At 46.5% G+C, this 11733-nt stretch carries 13 protein-coding genes and 1 other RNA gene; 13 read left to right on the top strand and 1 reads right to left on the bottom strand.

The genetic code is table 11. The features are described 5' to 3' along the window. Positions 1–79: 79 nt before the first annotated feature. The 13 genes from IV71_RS05510 (at position 80) to IV71_RS05455 (ending at position 11296) form a co-directional block, all read left to right on the top strand. The gene (locus IV71_RS05510; RefSeq protein ID WP_010691049.1) at positions 80–322 is read left to right on the top strand and encodes an acyl carrier protein; all 243 of its coding nucleotides are present in this window, start codon (positions 80–82) and stop codon (positions 320–322) included. Between the two features lie 68 nt (positions 323–390). Beyond that, complete coding sequence (locus IV71_RS05505) at positions 391–1356, top strand: DUF561 domain-containing protein (RefSeq protein WP_056995032.1); 966 nt, start codon at positions 391–393, stop codon at positions 1354–1356. Between the two features lie 14 nt (positions 1357–1370). Further along, on the top strand, positions 1371–2312 hold the full coding sequence (locus tag IV71_RS05500; protein ID WP_010691051.1) for an ACP S-malonyltransferase: 942 nt from the start codon (positions 1371–1373) through the stop codon (positions 2310–2312). A 2-nt stretch (positions 2313–2314) separates the two neighbouring features. Then, positions 2315–3043, top strand: a complete 729-nt coding sequence (gene fabG / locus IV71_RS05495) for a 3-oxoacyl-ACP reductase FabG (RefSeq protein WP_010691053.1) — start codon at positions 2315–2317, stop codon at positions 3041–3043. Positions 3044–3079: 36 nt separating this feature from the next. Next, positions 3080–4330, top strand: coding sequence for a beta-ketoacyl-ACP synthase II (gene fabF / locus IV71_RS05490; RefSeq protein ID WP_010691055.1), 1251 nt, complete (start codon positions 3080–3082; stop codon positions 4328–4330). A gap of 13 nt (positions 4331–4343) precedes the next feature. Continuing rightward, a complete protein-coding gene (accB, locus tag IV71_RS05485) occupies positions 4344–4823 on the top strand; it encodes an acetyl-CoA carboxylase biotin carboxyl carrier protein (RefSeq protein ID WP_010691057.1) in 480 nt (159 codons plus the stop codon). Positions 4824–4906: 83 nt separating this feature from the next. Next, complete coding sequence (fabZ, locus tag IV71_RS05480; protein ID WP_010691059.1) at positions 4907–5338, top strand: 3-hydroxyacyl-ACP dehydratase FabZ; 432 nt, start codon at positions 4907–4909, stop codon at positions 5336–5338. Between the two features lies 1 nt (position 5339). After that, positions 5340–6716: an acetyl-CoA carboxylase biotin carboxylase subunit gene (locus IV71_RS05475; protein ID WP_010691061.1), complete on the top strand. Its 1377-nt coding sequence runs from the start codon at positions 5340–5342 to the stop codon at positions 6714–6716. Between the two features lie 64 nt (positions 6717–6780). Next, a complete protein-coding gene (locus IV71_RS05470; RefSeq protein WP_010691062.1) occupies positions 6781–7632 on the top strand; it encodes an acetyl-CoA carboxylase carboxyltransferase subunit beta in 852 nt (283 codons plus the stop codon). Then, positions 7625–8422 carry a carboxyltransferase subunit alpha gene (accA, locus tag IV71_RS05465; RefSeq protein ID WP_010691063.1) on the top strand — a complete coding sequence of 266 codons (798 nt, stop codon included), beginning with the start codon at positions 7625–7627 and terminating at the stop codon, positions 8420–8422. Before IV71_RS05470 ends, accA begins: the two co-directional genes overlap by 8 nt. A 78-nt stretch (positions 8423–8500) precedes the next feature. After that, positions 8501–8857, top strand: a transfer-messenger RNA (tmRNA) gene (ssrA, locus tag IV71_RS07760). A 542-nt stretch (positions 8858–9399) separates the two neighbouring features. Further along, positions 9400–9756, top strand: coding sequence for a hypothetical protein (locus IV71_RS05460; RefSeq protein ID WP_010691064.1), 357 nt, complete (start codon positions 9400–9402; stop codon positions 9754–9756). Positions 9757–10726: 970 nt separating this feature from the next. Further along, positions 10727–11296, top strand: coding sequence for a hypothetical protein (locus IV71_RS05455; protein WP_029489826.1), 570 nt, complete (start codon positions 10727–10729; stop codon positions 11294–11296). A gap of 124 nt (positions 11297–11420) precedes the next feature. Here IV71_RS05455 and IV71_RS05450 read toward each other — a convergent pair. Then, positions 11421–11733: class I SAM-dependent methyltransferase (locus IV71_RS05450; RefSeq protein ID WP_156405641.1), on the bottom strand; the 313-nt coding region annotated here is incomplete at its 5' end.

Here is an 11733-nt window from a genome sequence, read left to right as displayed (position 1 = left end):
TAAAGTAGAATACGGTGTAGTAGGCTGCACCGTAAAAATCAAACGTATTGCAATACGAAACCTATAGGAGAATGTGCTCATGACACAAGAAGAGATTTTTGACAAGGTAAAGGACATCTTGGTTGACCAATTTGATTTGGACGACTCAGAAGTAACGATGACAACGAACATGACGGATGACATCGATGCCGATTCATTGGACTTGTTTGAAGTTTTGAACCAAGTTGAAGACGAATTTGACATTAAGTTGGAAGATACTGAAGAAGTATCAACGGTTGCTGACTTGGTAAACAAGATCAAGGAACAAACTGACAAGAAGTAATTGCAATACTTCTTATTAGGCGGCGCTTGTCGCCGCATACATAACATTTAAAGGGTAAGGCGGATTTTATGACTGTTAAAGTGGGAAACGAAATTTTTGATAAGCTTGGGATGAAGTACCCAATCGTTGAAGGTGGGATGACTTGGGCCGGAACGGGTGCCTTGGCTGCTGCCATTTCTGAAGCAGGGGGACTTGGTTTCATCGGAACTGGTTACTGGCACGGTGATGATGTTCGCAAGGAAGTTCGTCGCGCTAAGGCTTTGACCGATAAGTCTTTTGGTGTGAACGTCATGTTGATGTCTCGTCACATTCGTGAAGTCTTCGACGTCATTTTAGAAGAAGGTGTTAAAGTCGTGGCCACTGGTGCCGGCGATCCTTCCCCATTCTTGGATGAATTGCACGCCGCTGGTATCGTTGTGATGCCTGTTGTGCCATCCGTTTCATTAGCTAAGATGATGGAACGAAAGGGTGTTGATGCCGTGATTGCCGAAGGAATGGAATCTGGTGGCCACATTGGTCAGATGACGACGATGGCTTTGGTTCCACAGGTTGTCGATGCCGTGAACATTCCGGTTATCGCTGCCGGTGGAATCGCTGATGGTCGTGGGGCCGCCGCCGCCTTTGCTCTTGGAGCTTCTGGTGTTCAGATGGGAACACGATTCCTTGCCTCACCGGAATCAGAAGTGCACGAAAACTTCAAGAAGAAGATTTTGAAGGCTCGTGACATCGATACGATTGTGACTGGAAACATTGCTGGTTCCCGTGCCCGTGTCTTGAAGAACAAGATGGCCAAGGAATACGTGAAGAAGGAAATCGAAGAAGCGCAAAAGCCTGCTCCTGATTACGAAACGGTTGAAAAGCTGGAATCTGGAACACTTCGTGCCGCCGTACAACAGGGCGACAAGGATGGTGGGGCCTTCATGGCCGGTCAGATTTCTGGAATGATCAAGGAAGAAAAGCCAGTTGCTGATATCTTGGCCGATACATGGGCCCAGGCAACAGACATTCTTGGTATTCCAAACACAACGAAGTAAGGTAGGAAGTTTCTATGCGCATCGGATTGTTATTTAACGGTCAAGGTTCACAAAAAGCTGGCATGGGTCAGGATTTGTATGAGCACTTGCCCGCGTTTAAAGAACGAATCGACCGAGCATCCACTGTTTTAGGCTATAATCTTGTGGATGTTTGGAATGACGAAGAAAAGATTAGCCAAACAAAGTGGGCGCAGCCTGCCATTGTTGCCTTTGATGCTGCATTAGCCGCTTGCTTAGTCGAAGCGGGTGTGCAAAACGTCGTTGCTGGCTTGGGTCTTTCCCTTGGGGAATACCCAGCATTGGTTGCCAACGGCATGCTGACTTTTGACCAGGCGATTGCCTTGGTCAAGGATCGTGGCGCTTACATGCAAGCGGTTGGAGATGAAAATCCCGGTAAGATGGTCGCGGTTTTGGATGATAACCAGGACATGATTGTGGCTACCATTGAAAAGATGCAGCGAGAAGGATTGGAAGTATACGCAGCTAATTTTAATACCTTCAACCAGCTGGTTATTGGTGGAAAGGAATTGGCTGTTGATCAGGCCGTTCAGGTTTTGACGATTGATGGTGTCAAGAAAATCGTACCGCTACCTGTTTCTGGTGCGTTTCATACGCCACTTTTGAAGGAAGCGGCCGATAAAATGGCCGTTCGTTTAGCAGACGAACCAATTCACGAAGCTCAGTATCCGGTTTATTCAAATACCACGAAGCGTGTCTTTGAACCGGAGTCGTTGAAGGAAACGTTAACAAAGCAAATCGTGTCACCAACCTACTTCGCCCAGTGTTTAGACGAAATGGTGACGGACAATCAGGTGGACACTTTGATTGAAATTGGTCCGGGTGTTACGTTGTCGAAGTTTGCTCGTAAAATTGTTTCCAAAGAAATTACCCGTTATTCCGTAACGGACTGGGAAAGCTTTGAAAAAGTCATTGCCCAAGTGAAGGAAGAAGGATAAAAATGGATTTTAGTAACCAAACCGTTCTTGTAACTGGTTCCTCACGTGGAATCGGTTTAGCCGTGGCCCACGCTTTTGATCAGGCTGGAGCGAACTTGATTTTGCACGGTCGTTCGCCTTTGAAGGAAGAAGTGATTAACTCTTTCTCAAAGAAGCCAAGGACTTTGCAGTTTGACATCGCCGATGGCGAAGCAGCGGAAGCGGCTTTGAAGGCCTTGTACAAGGAAGAAGACTTTGACGGCATTGATATCCTAGTGAACAACGCCGGAATCACAAAAGATCAGTTGGCGATGGGTATGAAGTTGGAAGACTTCGCGGCCGTGGTCAACACGAATCTGACGGGCACTTTCAACGTGACTCAGCCGGTCTTTAAAAAAATGATTCGCCAAAAGCACGGTGTCATCATTAACATGGCTTCTGTTGTTGGGCAGATGGGCAACATTGGTCAGGCTAACTACGCCGCTTCAAAGGCGGGTGTGATTGGCTTGACCAAGTCGCTGGCAAAGGAAGGTGCCCGCCGTAACATTCGTGTGAATGCCATTGCGCCCGGCATGATTGTTTCAGACATGACGGATGCCTTGTCAGATAAGGCCAAGGAAGCCATTCTGAACGAAATTCCGCTTTCCCGTTTCGGAACGGTGGAAGACGTGGCGGACGTTGCCCTCTTCTTAGCGGGTAACGATTACATCACTGGCCAAACCATTACGGTCGATGGCGGACTTTATATCTAAACAAACGGATAAACTGAGCTCTTGAAAGGAAATAACATGACACGAGTTGTAGTGACTGGAATGGGTGCAATTGCCCCAAACGGAAATGACACAAAGGCATTTTTGGATGCCATCTTTGCAGGACAAAGTGGTATCAAGCCAATTACAAAGTTCGATGCAACCGAAACAGGAATCTCGGTTGCTGGACAAGTTGACGGCTTCGATGCCAACGAACGCGTTGGTAAGCGTGCTGCTCGTAAGTTGGATTTGTTCTCACAGTACGCCATTGATGCTGCAACGCAGGCAATGGAACAGGCTGGTTTGATGCCAGATGAAGACTCCGAAGAACGCTCAAAGGTGAAAAACCCAAACCGTTTTGGGGTTATCTTGGGTAACGGAATCGGTGGGTTGACGACCATCCAAGAACAAGTGATTAAGATGCACGACAAGGGACCACAGCGTGTCTCACCACTTTTCGTGCCAGAATCAATTCCGAACATGGTTTCTGGAAACGTTTCATTGCGCTTCGGTGCTAAGGGAACGAACATGACCATCGTCACGGCCTGTGCCTCTGCAACAAACGCCATTGGGGAAGCTTTTTGGCGCATTGAATCCGGTCGCGAAGACGTTGTCTTGACTGGTGGATCTGAAGCAACGGTTAACGAAATTGGAATTGCTGGTTTCGCTGCCCTAACTGCTTTGTCAAAGGAAAAGGATCCAAAGGAAGCTTCCAAGCCGTTCGATAAGAACCGTCATGGTTTCGTTCTTGGCGAAGGTTCTGGTGTGTTGGTGCTTGAATCATTGGAACACGCACAGGCGCGTGGCGCTAAGATTTTAGCTGAAGTTGTTGGTTATGGTGCCACTGCTGATGCATACCACATGACGTCTCCAGCCCCAGATGGTGAGGGAGTTATCCGCGCCTTTGAAGAGGCCTTGGCTGATGCCAAGATTAAGCCTGAGCAGATTTCATACATCAACGCTCACGGAACGGCAACGGGGGCCAACGATTCTGGTGAAGCCGAAGCCATTGCTGCTGTCTTTGGTGAAAACACCGTGCCCGTCTCATCAACGAAGGGAATGACTGGCCACTTGCTTGGTGCCGCCGGTGCCATCGAAGCCGTTGCTTCAGTCGGCGCCATTGACCGTGGTATTTTGCCAGAAAACATTGGGTTTGACGAACCTGATGAGCACACAAAGAAGGTTAACTTGGTTAACAAGAATAACCAGAACGTGGCACCAGAATACGTGATGTCAGCCAACTATGGATTCGGTGGTCACAATGCCGCCGTCATCTTCAAGAAGTTTTAAGGGGAACGCTCCAATGAATTTAAATGTCCAAGAAATCCGTGAATTGATGGCTGATTTAGAAAAGTCATCCCTGCGCGATATCGCCATTTCAGATGGTGACTTTTCATTACACCTTTCAAAGAATGAACAAGTGGCTACGCCAGCAGCTCCTGTGGCTGCTCCCGCTGCCGCACCAGCTGCACCAAGTGTGACGAACAATGTTTCGGCCGCACCGGTTGCAAGCGAACCTGCCGCACCCGCCGCACCAGCTGCCGGTAAGGAAATCAAGGCACCGATGGTTGGAACGGTTTACTTGAAGCCAAAGCCTGACGAACCCGACTTTAAGTCCGTTGGGGACAAAGTCGAAAAGGGTGAAACAGTTGCCATCATCGAAGCGATGAAGTTGATGACGGAAATTAAGGCCGATGTTTCTGGAACAATTTCAGAAATTTTGGTTGAAAACGAAGAAGTTGTCGATTACGACAAGCCACTTTATCGCGTAACGGTTGATTAAGAACCGAAACGTTGATTTAGTCATAAGCCTGCTCGGTTGTCGAAGACCGTTCAGGCATACATAGGCACAAAAGGAGAATAAAAATGTCTTTAATGAACGCGCAAGAGATTCAAGAAATCCTGCCACATCGCTACCCAATGCTCATGTTGGACACGGTGGAAGAACTGGTTCCTGGTGAAAAATGTGTAGCCATCAAGAACATTTCAATCAACGAAGAAATCTTCCAAGGCCACTTTCCCGGTAACCCGACTTTTCCAGGTGCTTTGACTGTTGAAGCACTGGCACAGTGTGGCGCCGTTGCCTTACTTTCCATGCCTGAATTTAAGGGTAAGACTGCTTACTTTGGCGGCATCAAGAAGGCCCGTTACCGTAAGATGGTGCGTCCTGGTGACCAAGTAAAGCTCGAAGTCGTTTTGGATCGCTTGCGTGGCCCCGTTGGTTCTGGAAAAGGGATTGCCTGGGTAAACGGAAAGAAGGCGACGACGGCTGAACTAACCTTTATTATTGGAGACTAAAATGTTCAAAAAAGTATTGGTAGCAAACCGTGGTGAAGTCGCGGTTCGAATCATTCGTACCCTGAAAGAAATGGGAATCAAGGCCGTTGCCATCTATTCGACGGCGGATAAGAATTCCTTGCACGTTCAGATTGCGGATGAAGCAATCTGTGTCGGAGGACCGAAGCCGGCCGACTCCTATATCAACATGAAAAACGTGATTTCGGCTGCTGTTTTAACAGGGTCTGAGGCCATTCACCCGGGTTACGGTTTTTTGTCTGAAAACGCGCTTTTTGCTGAAATGGTCGGGGATGTCGGGATTAAGTGGATTGGTCCCCGCCCTGAAACCATCGATTTGATGGGAAACAAAGAACACGCACGAAATGAAATGCGTCAAGCCGATGTTCCCGTCATTCCCGGTTCATTAGGCTACATTCACAACGTGGATGAAGCTCGCGAAGTGGCCAACGAAATTGGGTACCCAGTCTTGCTGAAGGCCGCTGCCGGTGGTGGTGGTAAGGGAATGCGTTTCATTTACGCTGACGATGAGTTGCAAGAAAACTTTACCAATGCCCAGGCCGAAGCCAAGTTGAACTATGGCGACGAACACATGTACATTGAAAAAGTCATGCTTAACTGCCGCCACATTGAGATGCAAGTGATTCGTGATCAACAGGGTAACGTCGTTTGTTTCCCAGAACGTAACTGTTCCCTGCAGCGTCGTAACCAAAAGGTGATGGAAGAGTCGCCGGCGGCTTCAATGACGACTGATATGCGTGAAGACATGATTGATGTCGTTACCAAAGCCGTGAACGCCATCGATTACGAAAACACCGGAACGATTGAATTCTTGCAAGATCAATCTGGTCAGTTCTACTTCATGGAGATGAACACGCGTATCCAGGTGGAGCACCCCGTAACTGAAATGGTGACGGGCCTTGACTTGGTTCGCCTGCAGGTTCAAGTGGCCGCCGGTGAAACTTTGCCATTGAAGCAAGAGGACGTCAAGATTCAAGGTCATGCTGTCGAAATGCGTTTGACCGCCGAGAAACCTGAAGCCAACTTTGCCCCATCAGCTGGAAAAGTCGACTTTGTCTTTCTGCCAACCGGTGGACCCGGTGTTCGAATCGATTCCGCACTGTATAACGGCGACATGATTCAACCCTTCTACGACTCAATGATTGCCAAGCTGATTGCTCACGATGAAACGCGTGAAGAAGCCATCGCCAAGTTGGCTCGAATGATTGATGAAACGTCAATCGTCGGTGTGTCGACTTCTAAGAATTTTCAAGAAGCCTTGTTAAAAGATGAGGGTGTGCTAACTGACCAGTTCACGACCAAGTACTTAGAAGAGCATTTCTTGCCGGAATGGGAAGCTAGTCTGGCAACTGACGTATAAGGTCTTTTCAACGGTTAGGTTGTAACTAACCAATTGAGAAAGGAGCGGGCTTTGCCCACATAATATGGATTTGTTTTCTTCCGACAATAAAGTCGATAATAATAAGTTTAAGGTAACGGACGAAGTTCGTGACCGAATCCCAGATGGTTTGTTTTTAGCATGCCCCTACTGTGGTACGCAGATTTACAACAAGCAATTGGGTGATTACCGTGTTTGCCCGAACTGTAACTATGGTTTCCGTTTGCAGGCGCGCGAACGTGTGGCCCTCTTTGCCACGGATTTCGTTGAAATGAACGCGGATTTGACGATTGATCAGACCGACTTTCCGGGGTACCAAGGGAAGCTCGATCGGGCCAAGAAACAAACGGACATGAATGAGTCGGTTTTGACTGGAACCGGAAAGATTGATGGTCAGGAAGTGGCCCTTGGCATCATGGATTCTTATTTCATGATGGGGTCCCTCGGTTCACAAACGGGTGAAAAAATTACCCGCCTCTTCGAACACGCAACGGCTCATCGTCTACCAGTCGTACTTTTCACTGCGTCTGGTGGTGCCCGGATGCAAGAAGGGATTAACTCCCTCATGCAGATGGCGAAGATTTCGGGTGCTGTAGCTGCTCATCAAGAAGCTGGCTTACTGTACTTAGTTGTGTTGACTGACCCAACAACTGGTGGTGTTACCGCTTCTTTCGCCATGCAGGGTGACGTGACTTTGGCTGAACCACACGCTCTTGTTGGTTTTGCCGGTGCCCGTGTCATTGAATCAACCATTCACGAAAAGTTACCAAAGGATTTCCAACGGGTAGAAACGCTCCTGGAAAACGGCTTTGTTGACAAAATTGTGCCAAGACAAGAATTGGCTGGCATCATTGGTCAGATTGTTGCCATGCACCAGCAGGAGGTTGCCGATGTTTGAGTTCGTTAAAACAATCTTCAAAAAAGATGTCAATCCGGCTGAAGTTGTGAAAAAGTCTCGTGAAGACCGTTTCCTGGCCCGCGAGTTAATCAACGGTTTGGTTTCTGACTTTATCGAGTTTCACGGGGACCGCCTGTCTGCTGACGATACATCAGTCATTGGGGGAATTGGTCGCTTGAAAGGGCGTCCGGTTACCATCATTGCCATCGATAAGGGTGTTGATATTCACGATAAGTTGTCAAAGCGGAATGGTTCCCCACAGCCATGGGGCTACCGAAAGGCCCAGCGCCTGATGAAGCAGGCCGCCAAGTTTAACCGTCCGATTATTACACTGATTAACACTCCGGGTGCTTTTCCCGGAATGGAAGCGGAAGCGCAAGGGCAGGGAGAAGCCATTGCACAGTCCATCCTTGAATCCATGAAGTTGACCGTGCCAATGATCGCCATCATTTATGGTGAAGGTGGTTCTGGTGGGGCTTTGGCATTGGCCACAGCCGACCAAGTGTGGATGTTTGAAAACGCCACCTACTCAATCCTTTCACCCGAAGGTTTCGCCTCTATCCTCTGGAAAGATGCCAAGCGTTCGGAAGAAGCGGCTGCCATTATGGGTATTACTCCTGCAGACTTGTTAGAGAAGCATGTCATTGACCAGATAATCCCTGAGGGCCGCCACCATGCCAAGATTTTTGAAGGCATGCAGGAAAAGTTAGTTGAGGAATTCGATGCCATGCAGGCGCTGCCAAAGCGTGAACTCATCGAAAGCCGTCGAGCACGTTACCGTGCTTTCTAATTTGAATCGAGTGGTTCTTTCCAAAGAAGAACTTTGCTATAATAGTGCTGAGGAACTTTTTCTCAGCGCTTTTTATTTGGGCTCGTCCCGGAATTCGACAGGCTATTACGAGCGCTAGCTGCATTCCGCCATCTGGGCGTTAAGCAGGCAGACTATTTAACTGCAAAAAACAATAACTCTTACGCTGTCGCTGCCTAAAAACCAGTGACACGTGGGTATACTCGTTAGGCTAACATGGTGAGTATACTCTTATAAATGGTTAGCTCGGTTGCATGACGATGTCGGCGCGATGTAACTTAAATCAATTCGATCCCAGCCAAAGTCAAGTTCTGGACAATGGCTGCTTTGGTTGCGGTAACAATGATTGCCCTATGAATGTAGACGCTAGCGTGGCGGATGGTTTGGACAGGGGTTCGACTCCCCTCGGGTCCATTGGTAACATCAGGAGACGTCAAGAGGCGTCAAAAATCCCACTCTTAAGCTATTTTGATTTTTTGACCGTCACTGAACGTCACTGACAATCAACAAAAGTAGCGGAAAAAGTAGCGGATAAAATAAAGGTTGCACCCCAGCAATGTAACGGCTTTTATAGCCGTTTTTATTTTGCCTAAATAGCAGAAAAGTAGCGGAAAAAGACGGATAAAAGCGGAAAAATTGTTATTAGCGCGCTAAAGTACAAGGATCAGTACCGCAGTAAGGAACAACAACACGGCTTGAAATTGTAGCGGAAAAAGTAGCGGATATTTTTATATTGCCATAACTCAACGATAAAACGCCTTCCAGCAGTAACGAATATTTTTGTATTGTCCAGTAGTGGACAACTAACAACCGTACCTGAAAGTACGCTTGTTTGATTTTCAGGGTGTGGTTACATCCACGCACCTATTGACCTCCGTGTCTGCAAGCGCGCTGGTGCACCGAATTAGTGCGTCGGGTCTTCTTGTATAATTGTCTTAAAAGTCTTTGTGGGGGATGACATGAACAAAAGGGAAATACTTAGCCAATACTTTACAGGTTGCAATGGTTGGACGTTGGAGAACATCGAACAATTAAAAAGGGCAGGTTTTAATAATCGTTTCGCAGAAGAAAACTGTAACTTGTGGGAAGAAATACATCGGACGCTTGACCCATATGTGGCTACGCTACCGCCTGAAATCGTGCAAATGCAACATGATCACTACAAACACCGTAAACCATTTGGTGAGTATTACAACATAGTAGCGCCTACTGCCGTTATACAAGAGGTCAATAATGAGCTAAACAGGCTAGCCAAGTCAATTAAGTTATCAGAAAGAGCCAAGGGCAGCAAATTAATTATAATGAAGCAATATTAGAGTTAATAGGCCTTAAATAAATACGCCATATAAAGCCCGTATAGGCTTTTTAATTTGTTCTAGTATGATTGGACGTAAACAGAACTAAAACAAAAAAGCCCCTGCCCCTTGTCTGTTTGATGACAATATGTGTGTGTCGTATTAAATAATCAAGATAGGGGGGCGGTGATTTGCCGACGCCTTTGCCAAAAGTGGCGAAAACAAAAAGGAGTGTCCAAAATAGACACCCCTTTGACAACCGTGGATCTATCCACACTTGTATTTTGACTTACAGTGTTCAAAGTTGACCCGCCATAACAAAACGTTACCCCAGCTTTCTGCCAGAAGTGGCAGACCTGATACTGTGATTTACCGAGTCAGGTCAGGAAGGCAACCTGTCCCTACATGTAGTCGGTGCAGGTCACGACCTAGGTTTAATCTAGACCGACATAGGGGAGTAACGAAACGCGACACTCTAAGTTTAATTTAGACCGTTCCCCATCAGTGGGGAAACATTGCCAGAACTGGCAACGAAAACAACTACTTGTTTTCATTTTCTCCACTTGTGTGGAATGTTCCCAAGAAGTTGGGAAAGACATTAAAAGCGTGAACGTTACAAAGTAGCAAGCATGTAACGGGGATGGGTACACTTTAAACTTCGCTATTTGTATGTGGGCATGCGTAAAACATCCCCAATAACAAAAGCCTTACTCAAACGAGTAGGGCTATTTTTGTGCCTATGATCTTGCTAAAACCTGCCCTAAAAACCTATGCCTAAACCTCAGAAAATCTGTTATAAAAACTATGCCTATACGATCAAGAACGCACTTAAATAGTGTTGCAACGTTGCAAAAGGTTGCACCCTAAAAGTTACATGGTTACAGGCTTATAGAGGTTGATATAATAACGATAGTAGACTAAAGAGCTTTAAAAAGTGTGCAACAAGGTTGCAAAATTTGCTTATTGTTTTAGACATAAATTAAGGGTTGCAATGCAAAAGGTCACAAGCTATCCAAAACTAAATATCAAGGAAATAGACTTTAGCAAACCTCCCCGTGCTCATCTTGTTAAGTGGCAGGGGCACAAGATAGCTTTAGCAACAACTAAACCTAATTATGGCGGTAAACGTTTTTGGTTTGTTTGTCCTTACTGTGAGAAGCGAAAAGGGGCATTGTATCAAGTAGGTCGGGCAGTAATATGCCGAGTGTGTGCGGGGTTGTATTACGCTGGGCAAGATAATAAAGCCAGACGTCACACTTTCACTAAAATTATGGCATTACACGATAAACAGCTAAATCTTATTAACAATCTAGACCCGGGTTTGTATAACAGTTATGTGGGCTTAGGCCATCTATTAGCCTGTGATCTAGCTTATAGACTGTACATTACACCAAAACGGCCGAAGGGGATGCACTGGGCTACTTACAATAAGAAAATGGATGAAATATGTAGCATAGGCCGACAATTAAGTAATCTGTATGCACTTTACGGAAAGAGAAAGGAAGCGCATGACAAGGCAATTAAAGAGCAATGGGAGCAAGCTCAAAAGGCGTTCAGTTAGTAAGTCACAAGGTCACACCTAAAAAGTCACAAACCACATCCCCAGAAAAGGGTAGTATTTTTTAGTGATTGTGTACATCTCCAATATAAAAAGCCTACTTGTCTGAGTAGGCTAATTACATAATTTATGAATGTTCTCGTTTTGCGATAATGGAATAGGTGGGCATCCATGGACCTGTCCACCAGCCAGATACACCGTATGTTTTAGCTTCTATGACTTTAAGCCCCAAGCTAGCGAGCGCGTCTGTGTATTCTTTTTTGTGATGGCCAGTGTCTACAATGATTAGAGAACCATTGTCACTAAGAACACGTACAGCTTCTTCTAGTGCATGTATTCTTGCGGAAGCCGGCTTTATATTGTGGAAGGCTAAACTGGATACGACATAGTCAAACTTTTTATCTGCAAAAGGAAGGCTGATCATGTTCGCCGTTTTGACA

Source organism: Fructobacillus fructosus KCTC 3544 (genome assembly GCF_001438695.1).
GTDB lineage: Bacteria > Bacillota > Bacilli > Lactobacillales > Lactobacillaceae > Fructobacillus > Fructobacillus fructosus.
Note: the sequence above shows the minus strand (reverse complement) of the source record. Positions and strands in the feature narration are given on the sequence as shown.